Source organism: Rhodococcus sp. P4_B6, from assembly GCF_056402215.1.
Map to the genome: position 1 here is coordinate 40093 of NZ_JBFUHV010000050.1, position 16934 is coordinate 57026.

14 protein-coding genes are annotated in these 16934 nt (G+C 67.8%); 5 read left to right on the top strand and 9 right to left on the bottom strand.

Features of this window, described 5'->3' with window-relative positions; genetic code table 11:
• Positions 1–36: 36 nt before the first annotated feature.
• Complete coding sequence (locus AC1DWT_RS23355) at positions 37–1122, bottom strand: NAD(P)H-dependent amine dehydrogenase family protein (protein ID WP_477922396.1); 1086 nt, start codon at positions 1120–1122, stop codon at positions 37–39.
• A gap of 160 nt (positions 1123–1282) precedes the next feature.
• Here AC1DWT_RS23355 and AC1DWT_RS23360 point away from each other — a divergent pair, with 160 nt between their 5' ends.
• Complete coding sequence (locus AC1DWT_RS23360; RefSeq protein WP_206015408.1) at positions 1283–2875, top strand: HD domain-containing phosphohydrolase; 1593 nt, start codon at positions 1283–1285, stop codon at positions 2873–2875.
• Positions 2876–2913: 38 nt separating this feature from the next.
• Here the strand turns inward: AC1DWT_RS23360 and AC1DWT_RS23365 are convergent, their stop codons facing one another.
• The gene (locus tag AC1DWT_RS23365) at positions 2914–4692 is read right to left on the bottom strand and encodes an ABC transporter ATP-binding protein/permease (protein ID WP_241031564.1); all 1779 of its coding nucleotides are present in this window, start codon (positions 4690–4692) and stop codon (positions 2914–2916) included.
• Positions 4689–5087, bottom strand: a complete 399-nt coding sequence (locus AC1DWT_RS23370; RefSeq protein WP_206016260.1) for a WhiB family transcriptional regulator — start codon at positions 5085–5087, stop codon at positions 4689–4691. Before AC1DWT_RS23370 ends, AC1DWT_RS23365 begins: the two co-directional genes overlap by 4 nt.
• Before the next feature lie 365 nt (positions 5088–5452).
• On the opposite strand from AC1DWT_RS23370, the gene AC1DWT_RS23375 reads away from it, so the two are divergent.
• A complete protein-coding gene (locus AC1DWT_RS23375) occupies positions 5453–6745 on the top strand; it encodes an SAM-dependent methyltransferase (protein ID WP_095860639.1) in 1293 nt (430 codons plus the stop codon).
• An 85-nt stretch (positions 6746–6830) separates the two neighbouring features.
• Here AC1DWT_RS23375 and AC1DWT_RS23380 read toward each other — a convergent pair whose 3' ends face one another.
• The 3 genes from AC1DWT_RS23380 to AC1DWT_RS23390 form a co-directional block, all read right to left on the bottom strand.
• Positions 6831–8894, bottom strand: coding sequence for a transglycosylase domain-containing protein (locus AC1DWT_RS23380; protein ID WP_072942191.1), 2064 nt, complete (start codon positions 8892–8894; stop codon positions 6831–6833).
• Positions 8895–9320: 426 nt separating this feature from the next.
• Positions 9321–10304 (bottom strand): potassium channel family protein, encoded by a 984-nt coding sequence (locus tag AC1DWT_RS23385; protein WP_206015410.1) that lies wholly within the window; start codon positions 10302–10304, stop codon positions 9321–9323.
• 110 nt (positions 10305–10414) lie between these two features.
• Entirely contained in the window at positions 10415–10813 is a 399-nt protein-coding gene (locus AC1DWT_RS23390; protein ID WP_072942187.1) for a RidA family protein, read from the bottom strand.
• Positions 10814–10921: 108 nt separating this feature from the next.
• On the opposite strand from AC1DWT_RS23390, the gene AC1DWT_RS23395 reads away from it, so the two are divergent.
• Entirely contained in the window at positions 10922–11956 is a 1035-nt protein-coding gene (locus tag AC1DWT_RS23395) for an Rv2578c family radical SAM protein (RefSeq protein WP_095860637.1), read from the top strand.
• A gap of 157 nt (positions 11957–12113) precedes the next feature.
• Complete coding sequence (locus AC1DWT_RS23400) at positions 12114–12569, top strand: hypothetical protein (protein ID WP_206015411.1); 456 nt, start codon at positions 12114–12116, stop codon at positions 12567–12569.
• Between the two features lie 19 nt (positions 12570–12588).
• On the opposite strand, the gene AC1DWT_RS23405 is transcribed toward AC1DWT_RS23400, so the two are convergent.
• The 3 genes from AC1DWT_RS23405 to ypfJ form a co-directional block, all read right to left on the bottom strand.
• Complete coding sequence (locus tag AC1DWT_RS23405) at positions 12589–13305, bottom strand: SRPBCC family protein (protein ID WP_072942183.1); 717 nt, start codon at positions 13303–13305, stop codon at positions 12589–12591.
• A 2-nt stretch (positions 13306–13307) separates the two neighbouring features.
• The gene (locus AC1DWT_RS23410) at positions 13308–13934 is read right to left on the bottom strand and encodes an ArsR/SmtB family transcription factor (RefSeq protein WP_206015412.1); all 627 of its coding nucleotides are present in this window, start codon (positions 13932–13934) and stop codon (positions 13308–13310) included.
• Positions 13935–13998: 64 nt separating this feature from the next.
• Positions 13999–14922 carry a KPN_02809 family neutral zinc metallopeptidase gene (ypfJ, locus tag AC1DWT_RS23415; protein WP_072942179.1) on the bottom strand — a complete coding sequence of 308 codons (924 nt, stop codon included), beginning with the start codon at positions 14920–14922 and terminating at the stop codon, positions 13999–14001.
• Positions 14923–15065: 143 nt separating this feature from the next.
• On the opposite strand from ypfJ, the gene aspS reads away from it, so the two are divergent.
• Positions 15066–16874: an aspartate--tRNA ligase gene (gene aspS, locus AC1DWT_RS23420; RefSeq protein ID WP_477922402.1), complete on the top strand. Its 1809-nt coding sequence runs from the start codon at positions 15066–15068 to the stop codon at positions 16872–16874.
• Positions 16875–16934 lie beyond the last annotated feature (60 nt).

Here is a 16934-nt window from a genome sequence, read left to right on the forward strand (position 1 = left end):
CGATGGTTAGCGCAAGGGCTAACTGTTTGGCTGGTGTCAGCCGAGCTTGCCGTGACCGGGGAYGAGCGGGACATCCAGGGCGTCGTAGAGCCCCGGCGCGGCCGTCCGCAGCCACGGAATCGCGTTGACCAGGCGCCCCACCGCGGTGGCATTGCCACCGGCCGCTCGATTGCCGCCCTCGTCGGTGGCCTCCACATTGACCTCGATCCGCGGACGGCCCTCGATGATCACCTTGTGGGCGCCGTCCCCGCCGTCCGGTGGCACGGGCCAGTCCGGGGCGCACGACGGGTGGATCCGCGTGACGTGCTCGATGACGATGCGGGGTTCGCCGCCCACGATGCCCTGAACTTCGAAACGCAGTGCCCCCTGGGTTCCCGCCTCGAACTCGCCCATGAGTTCGGTGGCGATCGTCTCCTCGAGCGGCCGGCGTAGCAGCGTCTCCCGGATCTCGTCGAGTTCCACCCCGAGAGCGCGGGCGATGAGCCGGATCTGGCCGCCCCACACCATCGTCGGCACCGTCGCCGCGACCATCGGCGGTTCGTAGTCCATCGGCTGGCCCATGCCGACGAGGTACCGCACCGAATCGTGTTGGTCGTACGTGGTGTAGTCGAAGATCTCCTGGCACCGGATCCGGTCGATCGTGCCCGCCAGGCCCGTCATCAGGATCGGCAGGATGTCGTTGCCCCATCCCGGATCGACACCCGACACGAACAGCGCGCCGCCACCGGACTTCGCGGCCGCCTCGATCGGGTCGCGCAATTCGGCCGGCGCATTACGGTGGTCGTAGAGCGCATAGATCGACGGGGTCACGACGACCGCCCCGGCATTCAACGCGCGGGTGATGTCGGCCGCGGCCTCGTCCGGGCGGATGTCACCCGACGCGGCGTAGACGACGGCGCCGGGAGAGTTCGCGAGCACTGCGTCGGCATCGTCGGTTGCCGCCACCCCGAGCGAGCGGCCGAGGCGCGCGAGGTCGCCGGCGTCGCGTCCGACCTTCTCCGGGTTCGCCACGAGCACCGCGGACAGCTCGAGTCCGGGGTGGGCGTCGACGGCGCGGATCGCGGCCCGCCCCACATTCCCGGTTCCCCATACCACGGTCCGGATCTTCCCCTGGTCAGCCATGGAATCGGACCCTACCCAGTTTGCGGGCCGGTCATAGCCCGAATCGGGCAACACCGGTCCCATTCGTCGACTGTTCCCGGCAGCGCTAGACCGTGTCCAGGTGGACCGTGTTCAGGTGGACCGTGTTCAGGTGGACCGTGTTCAGGTGGACAATGGGTAGATGCACCCGCACGGGACGCTGCCCGGCTCGGAAAAGGGACTGAGCAGAGCCGAACTGCTGGCCTCGGTATCGCTGGCGATCGACCTCGGTCTGGGTCAACCGATGGAACACATGCTTCGATCGTCGTTGATCGCGACACGGATCGCCGAGCGGATGGGGCTCGACCCCCGGCAGCGAGAGACCGTCTATTACGCCAATCTGATCGGGTGGATCGGTTGTCACGCCGACTCCCACGAACTCTCGGCGCTCTTCGGCGACGACATCGCCTTCCGCGCCGACACCTACGCGGTGGACATGACAGGCCTGCCGTTTCTGCGGCTGACGATGAGTCATGTGGGACGCGGATTGCCGGGCTGGGAGCGCGGTATCCGTGCGGCAGCATTCCTGGTCGCCGCGCGCGGTCAGGTCGCCACGCTGATCCATTCGCATTGCAGTTCCGCCGGGGTTCTTTCCGATCGGATGGGTTTGGACGGGCAGGTCGGAAAGGCGCTGGCCTACGCCTTCGAACGCTGGGACGGCCGCGGATTGCCGAACGGTTGTCGCGGGGAGGGTATCCCGGTCGAGATCCACATCGCTCACGTAGCAGACGTCGTCGAGGTGCACCTGCGGACGGGTGGGCTCGCGCACGCGAAGGACGTTCTGCGTTCCCGGCGCGGCAGCCAGTTCAGCCCGGCCGTGGCGGAGGTGTTCGAACGTGACGCGGCGGCGATCGTCGACGGGGTGCTGGAAACAGACGTGTGGATCGCGGCGTTGGCCCAAGCGCCGGATCGTGACCGAACCCTGACGGCCGACGAGAGCGACGAGTTGCTCAGGGCCATGGCTGATTTCGTCGATCTCAAATCGCCGTTCACCCTGGGGCATTCGCGTGGCGTCGCGAATCTGGTCGCCGGGGCGGCCCGACACCTGGGCATGTCACCACCGGACGTCACGAATCTCTACCGTGCCGGTCTCGTGCACAGTCTCGGCAAAATGGGGGTGTCCAACCAGATCTGGGAGAAGAAGAAGCCTCTCACCACGGCCGAATGGGAACGGGTACGGATGTATCCGGATCTGACCGGCCGGATACTGAGCCGCGTCAATGGCTTGGAATCGGTGGTGTCCGTCGCGATGAAGCACCGGGAACGGATCGACGGGTCCGGCTTTCCCCGGGGGATCGCCGGCGCGGAGTTGACCGCGCAGGACCGGCTGCTTGCCACGGCGGACGCATATCAGCGACTGCTCGAACCGCGTCCACACCGGCCGGCGCTCGATCCTCGCGGCGCTGCGGATCGGCTGCGCGAGGAGGCGCGTGCCGGACGCCTCGACGCCGAGTCGGTGGCGGCCGTGCTGGCGGCGGCCGGGCAACGGCTGTCGAGGCGCACGCCCTGGCCGGCCGGGCTGACCGACCGCGAAGTCGAGATCCTGCGACTCGTCGCGCAGGGCCGGTCCAACCGGGAAATCGCCGCCGAACTGTTCATTGCAGAGAAGACGGCACGCAACCACGTCGAACGTGTCTACGCCAAGCTCGGTGTCAACAACCGCACGCAGGCCAGTCTCGCCGCGATCGACCGGGGTCTGGTGGGATTCCCGGTCAATGCAGTCGTGGGGAAGTGACGCGTCCGCCGTCCGGCGGGACCGACCGTGCCGGGCCGTCATCGCCGGGATGCGCCGGGCCGGGACCGCCGGTCCAGTACCCACACCGTGGCGAGTGTGAGGCCCACGGCAAACGAGGCGAGCGCGAGGAGACTGCCGCCGGTGCCACCCCGGAAGGTGTCGCCGTAGGCGGACATGGCCGGCACCGTGGCGCTGTACCGGTCGAGATCCAGGTCGCGACCCAATGCTTCGAATGCGTGGCGGTTGGACAGGCCGAGGCTCATCAGGCGTCCCGGGACGGCCATCTCGTCAACGGGAACTATGGCGCCACCGAACAGAACCTGAGGGAAGCAGAGCATCGGCAGGGCGAGGGCGGCCTGCGCGGCGTTCGAGACCGCGGCCGAGGCGAGCAAACCGAGGACCAGCGCGGACGTCGCTTCGATCACAATCGTCACGAACAGGAAGGCGTACACGTGCCATCCGACCGCGGGGAGCCGACCGAGCGCCCGCAGAACACCGAGCAGCAGCCCGCTCACTCCCGCCAGCACCGGAAGCAGCGCTGTCACCTTGGATGCCACGTAGGCGCTCACGCTGAGCCCGGCCAGGCGCTCCTGCCGGAAGACGGCCATCTCCCCGACGATCTGGAGCAGTCCGTACGTGAGGCCGAAGAAGAAGCCCGCGAAGGCGATCCAGAACACGATCTGGGCGGGGCCGAGGTCGGCCGCACTGCGCGGATCGAACGCGCCGCGCTGGAACAGCGTCGCCATCATCGCCGTGACCAGCACCGGTGAGCCGAGCAAGACCGCCAGGGTCAGCCGGTTGCGAAGGAGAACGTCGACATTGCGTCGTGTGAGGAGCCACCATTGCTGCACCATGCCCGTGCGTTTTACGTCCGAACGGGTGGCCGGGAGGGGCGGTGGTGCCGAGCCGGGCCGGGCGTCCGAATTCTCACCGCTGTCCGCGAATCGCTCCGCCCAGATCTGAGGGGTGTGCTCGCGTGCCAGCCGGTCGTACACCTCGGCCAGATCCTCCACACCGAAGTAGCGTCGAGCCTCGGTCGGGCTGCCGGTGAAGGCCAGGTGGCCGTCGCGAGCCAGGAACACCACCCGGTCGCACCGGTCGATGCCGGCCGGCTCATGTGTCGTGAGGACGACTGTGACCCCGCGCCGGCTGAGTCGGTGCAGCAGGCGCATCACGTCGGCTGCGGTCGACGGATCGAGCCCGGAGGTGGGTTCGTCGAGGAAGAAGAGGCGTGGCCGGGTGAGTAGCTCCACGGCGATACTGGCCCGCTTGCGTTGGCCGCCGGACAGCGCACGGACCGGCACCTCGGCCCGATCGGCCAGGTCGAGGTCCTGCATGGTCTCGTCGACGATCCGGTCCGCTTCGGCCGCCGACGTGCCCGCGGGCAGCCGGAGCCGCGCCGCGTACCGCAGCGTGCGGCGTAGGGGCATCTCGAGGTGGATGATGTCGTCCTGGGGTACGTAGCCGATACGCGAATCGGCGACGACCCGGGCCCCGCGAACGACGCCGTCGTGCCGAACCTCCCCGGCCGACGGTGGTTGCAGTCCGGCGAGGATTTCCAGCAACGTGCTCTTTCCTGCTCCACTGCCGCCGGCAATGGCGACCAACTCGCCCGGTTCGACCGATAGCGACAGCTCCTGGAGGATCTGCCGCCCCCCGACACTCCTGCTCACGTCGACCGCATCGACCCGCCCGCCGTCCGCCACTTCAGGTGCGTGATCCGACAGGCAAATACCGACCCGCCCGACGGTCGGTGGTTCGAACGCCGATTCGGTCGTGACCGGTGATTTCCGTGATTCCTGAACTCGCTTTGTCATGCCCTGATCATCGGTCCGCCGGTTCCGTCGTCGCATGAGGCGTTTGCCTCAAATCGCGAGGTCCGTCCGGGGCGCGGGTGCTGGGAACCGAGTGGACGGCGCTCACCGCCGCGGAGTCGCTTGGTGTGCCTTCGCCGGTCCGTTTCCGTCATACCACCCCACACGCCGTAGGGTTCACCCACCGTGAGCGCGTGATCGCGGCACTGTTCGAGCACGGGGCAGGGCAGGCAAATCTGCCGGGCCTGCGCTTCGCGCCGGGCACGGGCGTTTCCGCGTTCGGCATCGGGGGCGAAGAACACTGCCAGATCGTTACCGCGGCACGCGGCACGCGCCTGCCAGTCACCGGAATCGTGTGTGACGTTGCCGCTGGGCGTGAAGGGGTCCGCGGTGGACAGTAGCTGTGCACGTGCTTCCTCCGGAGGGTTCCGTCCGGCTGCAGCGGAGGTGTCAGGTGGCACGGAGAGTCCTTTCGCTGTGTCGGCGGTCCAGGCGACCTGGGCGACCACTTCAGGGTCGTCGGCGAGACGAGCAGAGAACACCGACATTCACCTAGTCGTTCCCAGGCGTGCGGGCGGCGAGATTCGAGAATCGCGGCGCCCGAATCGGTAGCAGTAGTTGGTGTGATGGTCTGCGGCGACGGACGTTCCATCGATATGGTCGACGAGGTGGATTGTGGGACGTTTGTGGGTTGACAGGCCTGTGGGTCACGGCGAGCGGCATGAAGTGCGCACGCCGGACCCACACTTCGACGGAGGTGGGTATGACGGTCGCTGACACGGTGGCTCCGCTGGTTCGCGCGGTGCTCGGTACACAGGTCCCGGTGGGGATCAGGTGCTGGGACGGTAGTCGCAGTGGGCCTCCGGACGCGCCGTGGCAGGTGCACCTCGTCAATCGGCGGGGTCTGCGGCGGTTGCTGTGGGCGCCGAACGATCTCGGTTTCGCCCGGGCCTACGTGTCCGGCGACATCGACATCGAGGGTGACCTGCTCGCCGGACTGGACGCGCTGGAGGAGGTGGCGGACCCGAGCCGGGGCCCCGGTGTGCGGATCGACGGGCAGACGAAGAAGGCACTGGTGACGGCGGCGCTGCGCCTGGGGATCGTCGGGCTGCCACCGAAGCCGCCGGCGGAGGAGATGAAATTGGCGCGCGGGCGCCGGCACGACAAGGCCCGGGACGCCGCCGCGATCAGCCACCACTACGACGTCGGCAACGATTTCTATCGACTCGTGCTCGGTGAGTCGATGACCTACTCGTGTGCGTACTGGGCGGAGCCGGGCGGGGATCTGGACGCGGCCCAGTACGCCAAATGCGATCTGGTGGCCCGCAAGCTCGGACTGACCGCGGGGATGCGGGTACTCGACGTCGGCTGCGGGTGGGGGACTTTCGCGCTGCACGCGGCACGTCATTACGGTGTGCACGTCGTCGGTGTCACCCTGTCCCACGAGCAGGCGGACTACGCCGCCAAACGGATGGTCGACGCCGGGGTGGGGGAGTTGGTGCAGATCAGGGTCCAGGACTACCGCGACGTCGCGGACGGCCCCTACGACGCGATCTCGAGCATCGGCATGGCCGAACACGTCGGCGAAACGATGCTGGCGACCTACGCTGCGGACCTGTTCGCACTGTTACGCCCGGAGGGCCGGTTGCTCAACCACGCGATCTCGCGGCGACCACGCAAGACCGCGGACAGTTTCTCCACGACGTCGTTCATCGATCGCTATGTGTTCCCCGACGGTGAAATCGAACCGATGGCACCGATGATCGACGCGCTCGAAGGTGCCGGCTTCGAGGTGCGCGACGTCGAGTCGCTGCGCGAGCACTACGCGCTGACCCTGCGGGCCTGGGTGGCGAACCTGGAGGCGAACTGGGACGAGGCGGTGGCCTCCAGCAGCGCCGGGCGGGCACGGGTGTGGCGGCTGTACATGGCCGGAGCGGCCTTGGCCTTCTCGGCGAACCGGCTCGGGATCAACCAGATTCTGGCAGTCAAAAGCACCGATCGGGGCAGCAGCGGCATGCCCGGCACCCGCGACGAACTCTTGCGGGCGCACACCTGAGGGGCGGCGTGCCGAACCCGGGTGGCGCTGAACCGCACAGGGGTGGAGGCCCGCTCAGGTCGTCGCGGGCCTCCACACCACCCGGTCAGCGGGCGTAGCGCGGGTCGATCGGAGGCAGGGCGGTGGGGCCGAAGTTGTTCGCGATCGGCATCATCGCCGTGAACCAGGTGCGGGCCGGCTCGGTGCCGCCGAACAGGTTTCCGTCCCCGCACGCGCGCAGCGGGCTGGTACAGATCTGGCCGGGGGTCGGAGTGTCCCCGAACACGTAGACGCTGCCGGCCAGGTTGTTCGTGTACCCGACGAAAGCCGACGACATGTGCGATTCGGTGGTCCCGGTCTTGCCGGACATCGGCAGTTTCCACCCGGCGGCGCCGGCCGCGGCCGACGCCGTGCCACCGGGCAGGTCGTCCTTGCTGAGCGCGTTGGACAGGGTGTCGGCCAGGCCGGGATCGATGACCTGCTCACACGCCTGCTGGGTGAGCGGGACCGGCCGGCCCTGCCGGTCGACGATGGAGTCGATCGGGCTCGGCGGGCACCACTTGCCGTGTGAGGCCAGGGTCGCGGCGACATTCGACAGCTCCAGCGGATTGATCCACACCGGGCCGAGGGTGAACGACCCCAGATTCTGGTCTTTCTGCATGTCGGCCAGGCTCTGGTCCCCGAACCCGGACGTGCCCGGTTCGTTGTAGGACCGCATGCCGAGGCGTACCGCCATGTCCACCGTCGCATCGACCCCGGTGGCCTGGAGAAGTTTCACGAACGCGGTGTTCGGTGACTGGGCGAGGGCGTCGGTGAGCGACAGTGCCCGCGGATACGGGGCGGCGTTCTGCACGCAGTAGGCGCCGCCGGGACACCCGGGCGCGCCGCCGTCGCCCATCCCGTAGGCATCGAACCGGCCCGGTACGTCGAGGATCGCGTTCAGACGCAGCCCCTTCTCCATGGCCGCTGCCGTGGTGAAGATCTTGAACACCGATCCGGCGCCGTGCCCGGAGAGGGAATAGGGCAGCTCCTGCACCGTCTCGGCGGCGGCTGCGTCCAGGCCGTAGTTGCGGCTGCCCGCCATCGCCAGGACTCGGTGTTGGTCCTGCCCGGGCTGCACGACGTTCATCACGCTCGCGATGTCCGGGAGTTTCGGGTCGGCGTAGGTGGACACCGCCGACTTCACCGATCCCTGTACGGCCGGATCGAGGGTGGTGCGGATCAGGTAGCCGCCCCTTTCGAGTTGCTCCCGCGACAGTCCGGCGTTCTGGAGGTACTGCAACGCGTAGTCGCAGAAGAACCCGCGGTCGCCGGCGGCGATGCATCCGCGGGGCAGGTTGTTCGGTTTCGGGAGCACCCCGAGCGGCGTCTCCTTCAGGGCGCGGATCTCGGCGGCCCGGTCCGGAACATTCACGACCAGGGTGTCCAGGACGACGTTGCGGCGCTCGAACACCCCCTCCGGGTTGGTGTAGGGGTTGAGTGCGGAGCTGGACTGCACCATGCCCGCGAGCATCGCCGACTGCTCCAGGTTCAGGTCCTTGGCGTCGATGCCGAAGTACGTGCGGGCGGCGTCCTGCACACCGAAGGAACCGTTGCCGAACGGCACCAGATTCAGATACCGGGTGAGAATTTCCTCTTTGGAGAGTTCCTGGTCGAGGGTCATCGCCATCCGGATCTCGCGGATCTTGCGGACCGGCGTGGTCTCGATCGCGGCCCGGCGTTCGCCGTCGGTCTTGGCGACCACGTGGAGCAGGTAGTTCTTCACGTACTGCTGATTGATCGTCGAGGCACCCTGTTCGATCTGACCGCTGGTGGTGTTGGTGAAGAACGCCCGCATCGTGCCCTGCCAGTCCACCCCCTGGTGTTCGCCGAACCGTCTGTCCTCGATGGAGAGAATCGCCAGTTTCATGTCGTTGGAGATCTGGTCGCTCGGGACCTCGAATCGGCGCTGGTCGTACAGCCAGGCGATCGGGTTGCCGGTGACGTCGGTCATGGTCGTCACCGCAGGCACCACCCCGTCGGCCAGTTCGGCCGAGGAGTTACCGACGCTGTCGGCGGCGCGGTTGGATGCGTACCCCAGCCCGGCGGCGATCGGGAACATCACCCCGGCCAGCAGCACTCCCGCGGCCACCGTGGCGCCGGTGAGTTTGAGAACGGTCCTGGATTGCAATTCGGCACCTCCTGCGACGATGCACCGGCAACGACGCAACCGGTGCTCGCCCGATTATCGGGCCACTCGGCGCGGTTGGGGCGCGAATGACACGCATCCGCCACAACGTGACGGGTGACCAACCGGCCGCGCGGCCTCTCATGGGCGATGCCTCACCCCGCGCATTCATCGCATGTGTGTCCTCCTCCGGCCAACCCGGATGGTCAGGACGGTGACGCCGGGGAAGGGCGGGGCGGAGGCCGTCGACCTCGATCGGAATCTGTCACTCCGCGGCCGCGACCGAGTTCGTCGAGTCCGGATCGTTGGGAAACCTGATGAAGCCGAGGTTGTTTCGGCAGAGAACACAGGGAGGTGACCCCTCGAGAGCCGCCCACATCGGTTCGGTGTGAGCCCTCGGGTAGGCCGGTGATCAACCCGCGCAGGGAGTTACGGGTTGACGTGGTGGCGTGCCGCATCGAGTTCGTCGGGGGTTCCGAGAGCGATGAGGATCGTTTCGGGTTCGAGTTGGATAGTGGGCGCCGGATTGGCGACGAACTGACCGGAGACGGTGCGAATCGCAAGCAGCAGTGCGCCGCTTACGTGAAGTCCCATCTGCGCGAGCGTGTATCCCACCCAGGGTGAAGCGGAACCGACGGTGATCTCTTCCATTCGGTAGTCGAGGGTTTCGTCGTGCATCACCACATCGAAGAATTCGGCCACGTGGGGTTGCAGTGCAAAGGAACCCATTCGGCGGCCGCCGATCAGTTGCGGGTTTACAACCCGGTTGGCGCCGGCGCGTACCAGTTTGGACATCGACCCCTCGTTCCGGGCGCGGGCGATGATGATGAGATCCGGGCGCAATGCCCGGCTCGACAGCGTGACGTACACGTTGTCGGCGTCGGTGTCGAGCGCGGAGATCAAGGCGTGTGCATGCGCGATCCCGGCTGCTTCGAGGGTCCGGTCGTCGGTGACGTCGCCGATGACGGTGGGATGCTCGATATCTCGGAGTCTGTCCGGTACGCGGTCGATGACGACGATCTCGCGGCCGAGTGAGGTGAGGTATTGCGCGCTCGCAGTACCCACCCGGCCCCATCCGCAGATGATGATGTGGCCGGTCATCCGGCTGATGCGTCGATCCATTCGCCGTCTCTCCATGTGGTGGCGTAGGTGGCCCTCGATGAGCGCCTCGAGGAGGACGCCGAACATGTACAGCGCGGTGCCCACCCCCGCAAGGATGAGTATGATCGTGAATATTTCTCCGACGCGGCTGAGCGGATGTACTTCGCGGAATCCGACGGTCGTGATCGTGGTGACGGTCTGGTAGAGCGCGTCCAGGAGCCCGAAGCCGAGGACGATGTATCCGACCGTGCCGATGACAACGACCAGCGCGAACGCGAGGAGCGCTCGACCGATTCGTCCCAGGGGGCTCACCGCGACAATTGTTCACCCAATGTCGTCGAAGAGTGGGTACTTCCGGTGGACCACTGGTAGGCGGGGAGGCGGACGTGGGCTCGTCGGCGTGGTGCCGCCTCCCCGGACGGTCAGTCGCCGATGACGGCGTCGGCCTCGATCTCGATGAGCAGGCCGGGGGCGATCAGCGCGCTGACCTCGAGGATTGTCGTGGCGGGACGGATCTCGCCGAAGACCTCGCCGTGTGCGATGCCCGCTTCTTCCCACCGGCTCATGTCGGTGAGATACATGCGGGTGCGGATCACGTCGGTCGTGCTCGCGCCGGCCTCCGCGAGCGCCGCCTCGATTCGGCGCAGCGCCTCGCGGGTCTGCTCTGCGAGATCATCTCCGCCGACGGGGCCGTCGGGACCCGACGCGGTGGTGCCCGACACGGACACGAGCTGCCCGATACGCACGGCACGGGAATAGCCGATCTTGCCTTCCCACTCGGAACCGGACGAGACGTTGTTTCTGTTCGACATGAGCGACATTGTCGCAAGCCCCGATCCGGCGCTCACCAGCGCGGTCGACGGTGACGATCTCGTGTCCACCCGGTGCGAAGTCTTGACACCGGTTAGAACAAATGTTCGCATGTACTCATGAGGTGGGATGGGCAAGCGGTCGACGCCGACGACGGTGCATTGCCGGGGCTGGAACGCGCCGGACTCGTGCGGAGCGTGCAGACACCCGAGTTCGACGGCATCACCTTTCACGAAGTGCTCTGCAAGAGCGCGCTGAACAAGATGCCCGAGGAGTCGCAACTACCATTCCGGTTCACCGTCAATGCCTTTCGCGGGTGCTCGCACTCGTGCCGCTACTGTTTCGCCCGGCCCACCCACGAATACCTCGACCTCGACGCGGGCCGCGACTTCGACAGCCAGATCGTCGTGAAGACCAACGTCGCGGCGGTGCTGCGCAAGGAGTTGGGGCGCAGGTCGTGGAAGCGTGAACACGTGGCGCTCGGCACCAACACCGATCCGTATCAGCGCGCCGAGGGCCGGTACCGTCTGATGCCCGGCATCATTCGCGCGCTTGCCGAATCCGCGACCCCGTTCTCGATTCTGACCAAGGGGACGCTGCTGCGGCGCGACCTCCCGCTACTGACTCTCGCCGCCCGGCAGGTCCCGGTGAGCATCGGCGTCTCGCTGGCGATCCACGATCCCGACCTCCAGAAGTCGATCGAGCCGGGAACACCCACCCCGAAGGCGCGCCTCGATCTGATCCGGGCGATCACCGACGCCGGGCTGCCGTGCAATGTGATGGTGGCCCCCGTCATTCCGTTCCTCACCGATTCGGTGCGGCACCTGGACGGCCTGCTCGAATCGATCGCCGATGCCGGCGCCTCGGGCGTGACCGTCTTTCCGATGCATCTACGCGGCAGCACGAAGGGCTGGTTCATGAACTGGCTGTCGACGGAGCATCCCGCGCTGGTCCGTCAGTACCGGCAGTTGTACGGGCGGGCGGCCTACGTTCCGCCCGAATACAAGTCGTGGCTGAGGCAGCGAGTCGACCCACTCGTCGACCGATACGGTCTCGGCGGCGGTGCGAAACACCGGGAGGCCGGACAACCCGAACCGGATCGCCGTGAACTGGTCGGGGCGGGTCGTCCCGGACCGGCGCTCACCCTCTTCTGAGGCCCGTTCCACCGGCTGATCGGCCGCGCCGTAGGCCCGGATGGATCGCGCGACGAACGATACGTCGACCCCGGCGGTGCGGACGCGTAACGCGCCCCGCATTCCCGGGAGACACACGGGGGAGGGGTTCGCCCGCCGCACACGACCGAGGAGCGCCATGACTGTGGGAAATCTGGTAGGCCGTTCGGCGGTGGTGGCGTCGCTCGCCGCTGCCGCGCTGATCGGCGCACCCACTGCTGCCGTTGCGGATACGGCGACGCTGACACCCACGTTCACGATCGGGCACGGTCTGAACCCCGGCGACATCAGCGTGTGCGGTGGCCGAATCGACGCCCAGGCGTCGTCCGGCTACCCGGGGCCGTACGGGCCGAACTACGTCATGCTGAGGACGCATTTCGTGGGCAGTTCCCGGGTCTGCATGGTCGACGGAACGTTGCGTTGGCGCAACCTCGACACCGGCGCCTCCGGAACGAAGCAATGGGCGTTGAGCGGATGGGACGGTCCGGAGGCTCCGACAGCCGTCTACTTCGATCCGGGGGCGGGTCGCGTCCGTGTCGAGATCACCCCGAGCACGCCGAACATTCCGGGGACAGGCGAGTTCACGGCCTCCTGAACTCGGGCACCACGGAGAGTCACGCGAAGACGTCGTCCAGCCACGACGTCCACGCGTCCTGCGACTTCTCCTGGTCGGCGCCCGCGGCGAACAGGTGGTGCGCCGCGTCGACCGTTCCGCCGAATGCGTTGCGACCGTAGAACCGGTACAGCGCGTCGGCGGTCCGGATGCCGATGAAGTGCGGCGTCAGGTAGTCGACGACGCCGTCCACTGTGCCGAATCCGGGGACGTCGACGGTGACGGTGTCGCCGGCGGTCGACGTGTCGGACAAGCCGAGCGCGCCGCGGAGCGTGATCATCGCGCCGGGATCGGCGGAGGCCGCCGGGCCGCCGGTCGCGATGTAGGTGGCTGCGCGGCCCGCGAAGTACCGGACGTACTGGCCGAGGCTGTGCAGGTAGAACGTGGTGTGCTTGTCGGCGCCGTCGTACTGGGCGTCCCAGTCGTCGGTGAAGATGCCGCTGTGCACGTAGCGCAGCACCGCGGTGCCGCCGTCCCGCGCCTCGATGAGGTACTCGAGAGCGTTGAACCAGCCGTCAGGGCCCTCCTGGCGGACCGCGAACTTCTGCGGCGGCTCCCAGGCGATGACGGCGGGGTCGTCCGGCCCCTCGCTGCCGACCCCGGGATCGAGTTCGGTGGGGAACATCCAGCCGCCGGTGCCGGTGGTGACGGCGGCGAACACGTCCTCGGGGGTGGCGTTCAGGACGACTTCGCGACGGATCTCGAAATTCTTCGACATGGCTAGCTCTCCTCGTGGCGGTTGTCGGATGACTTCGCTTGCGCGGGCGGTGTTTTCAGGCTCGGATGCAGTGCGACGACGAGGCGGTGCCTGCGCCCGTTCGGGGCGTTCTCGTCGTGGTAACGGGACACCAGGTTCTTCACGGACTCGCCGAGTTCGTCGGCGAACGCGGACCGGTCGGCCGCCGACGAGAACCGGATCTCGCTGTCGATCGCAAAGGTGGCCAGCGGCTGACGCGCCGCGGTGGCGCCGGCGATCAACTCGCCGACCTCACGCACCAGTCGCGCGGCCAGTGCCACCAGCCAGCGGGCCGACAGTTGGTCCGGTGCCCGGTCGGGATCGGGCGCGAGGGCGGCGAACGCGGCGGGGGAGATGACGTACGACGCCGCGGTGGCCTGGAACAGCCGCTCGGTGACGTTGCCCTTCTTGCGTTCCTCGACGAGTTCGACGAGGCCGTGCTCCTCGAGCGCCCGGAGGTGGTAGTTGGCCTTCTGCCGTGTCAATCCCACCTGCACGGCGACGGAACTCGCCGAACCGGGTTCGGCGAGCGCCGCCAGCAACCGCGCCCGGACCGGGTCCAGGGAGATCTCGGCGGCGGCCGCTTGATCGATCACTGCTAGGTCCAACATGCGTCCACTGTCGCACCGACAGTAAATTCTGTCAAGACAAAAAAATTTGTCGGGCGGATTCCGGTCAGCGGAGCGCGGGCGGGTTGTTCAGATCGCGTGCCGAGTAGGTGTCGCAGGCCTGTACCTGGCCGGTCCGGTATCCGGTGGCGAACCATTTCTGGCGCTGCTGCGAGGAGCCGTGTGTCCAGCCCTCCGGATTCACCCGGGCGCCCGCGGACTGCTGGATCCGGTCGTCGCCGACCGAGGATGCGGCGGAGAGGGCGTCGTCGATGTCGGTGTCGGTGAGGGTGTTCAGGAACGGTGGTCCGCCGTCGGGGCCGGGGAGGGTGTCGGCATAGTGGGCCCACACGCCCGCGTAGCAGTCGGCCTGCAGTTCGGTTCGCACCGCGGCCGAGTCGGCGCCCCGCGGGTCGGCCTGTGCCCGTCCGATGTCGCCGAGCTGGTTCTGGATGTGGTGGCCGAACTCGTGGGCCACGACGTACTCCTGCGCGAGCGGGCCGCCGCTGGACCCGAAGCGGTCGACGAGGAGCTGGAAGAAGCTGGTGTCGAAGTACGCCGTCGAGTCCGCCGGGCAGTAGAACGGCCCGACCTCGCTGGTGGCGTTGCCACAGCCGGTGCTGACGGAACCGGAGAACAGCACGACTTCCGGCGGCACGTACGCGGTGCCGGTCTGTTGCGCGAGTTCCTGTCCCCACACCGAGTCGAGACTGCCCGCGGTGAACACCACCCGGCAGTTCACGTCGCGGTTGGCGTCCGCGCCGGTCTCGCACCCTTCGAGGCCCGCGCCGGAATTCTGGCCGGACTCGGTGGCACCGCTGAGACCGCCGAGCAGCGAACCGGGATCGCCACCGAGGAGCAGCGCCAGAACCAGCACGATCAGCCCGCCGGCGCCGCCGCCCAACGCGAACTTGCCGCCGAGGCCACCGCCGCCCCCACCTCCGGTCGACACCCGGCCGGAGTCCATTCGGGCGCCCTCGTTGAAGGTCATGTGTCTTCGCTTTCTCGTCAGTTTTCCGGTGCGTGCCGATCGAGCCTCGCACGTGAAGCGGGTATGCGTTTCCGCTCACGCACGGTGTCTCCGTAGGATCTCAGCCAACGAAGTAGCTTGCCCCATGTTTCGAAAGGAATCCCGTGCTGCGCACACATCTCGCCGGTTCATTGCGAGCCGAGCAGGCCCAGCAGACCGTAACCCTCACCGGTTGGGTTGCCAGGCGTCGTGATCACGGCGGGGTGATCTTCATCGATCTACGTGACGCGTCGGGCGTGTCCCAGGTGGTGTTCCGGGAGGGTGCCGCCGCCGAGCAGGCTCACCGTCTGCGCGCGGAGTACTGCGTCAAGGTCACCGGTGTGGTCGAGGTGCGTCCCGAGGGCAACCAGAACTTCGAGATCCCGACCGGGGCCATCGAGGTCAACGTCACCGACCTCGAGGTCCTCAACGAGAGCGCGCCGCTGCCGTTCCAGCTGGATGACCAGGCCGGTGAGGAAGCGCGCCTGAAGTACCGCTACCTGGACCTGCGCCGTGAGGGCCCCGGCCATGCCATCCGGTTGCGGTCCAAGGTCAACGCCGCGGCCCGCGCCGTGCTCGCACACCACGAGTTCGTCGAGGTCGAGACGCCCACGTTGACGCGGTCGACGCCGGAGGGCGCCCGCGACTTCCTGGTTCCCGCGCGTCTGCAGCCGGGCAGCTTCTACGCGTTGCCGCAGAGCCCGCAGCTGTTCAAGCAGCTGCTCATGGTCGGTGGCATCGAACGCTACTACCAGATCGCGCGCTGCTACCGCGACGAGGACTTCCGCGCGGACCGCCAGCCCGAGTTCACTCAGCTCGACATCGAGATGAGCTTCGTCAACCAGGACGACGTCATCCTCCTCGCCGAGGAGGTGCTGGCCTCGCTGTGGAAGCTGGTCGGGCACGAGATCAAGACGCCGATCGCGCGGATGACGTACGCCGAGGCGATGCGCCGCTACGGTTCCGACAAGCCGGACCTGCGCTTCGGTGTCGAACTGGTCGAGTGCGCCGAATTCTTCACCGACACCACGTTCCGGGTCTTCCAGCAGGAATACGTCGGGGCGGTGGTCATGCCCGGCGGTGCGAGCCAGCCGCGGAAGCAGCTCGACGCCTGGCAGGAGTGGGCGAAGCAGCGCGGGGCGAAGGGCCTGGCCTACGTGCTCGTCGGCGAGGACGGCACCCTCGGTGGACCGGTGGCCAAGAACCTCACCGACGCCGAACGTGAGGGCCTCGCCGCGCACGTCGGCGCGAAGCCGGGCGACTGCATCTTCTTCGCCGCCGGCACCACCAAGTCGTCCCGGGCGCTGCTCGGTGCCGCGCGCGGCGAGATCGCCCGCAAGCAGAACCTCATCGACCCGGACGCCTGGGCTTTCGTGTGGGTCGTCGACGCACCGCTGTTCGAGCCGACGGCGGATGCCACCGCGAGCGGCGACGTCGCACTCGGCTACAGCGCCTGGACGGCGGTGCACCACGCGTTCACCTCGCCCAAGCCGGAGTCGATCGACACGTTCGACACCGACCCGGGGTCCGCGCTCGCGTACGCCTACGACATCGTCTGCAACGGCAACGAGATCGGCGGCGRCAGTATTCGTATCCACCGCAAGGACATTCAGGAGCGAGTGTTCAAGGTGATGGGCATCTCCCACGAGGAGGCCGAGGAGAAGTTCGGCTTCCTGCTCGACGCGTTCGCGTTCGGCGCCCCGCCGCACGGCGGCATCGCGTTCGGCTGGGACCGCATCACCGCCCTGCTCGCCGGTGTCGATTCGATCCGTGAGGTCATCGCGTTCCCGAAGTCGGGTGGCGGCGTCGATCCGCTGACGAGTGCTCCGGCTCCGATCACCGCGCAGCAGCGCAAGGAGTCCGGGGTGGACGCCAAGCCGGAGCCGAAGGGCGACGCCGCGGCGGCCAAGCCCGACGCACACGCCGACAAGTAGGCGGGTCCTCCGGCACGATCTGCCGGCGGGACTCGATGACCGGACGACGCGGAACAGCCG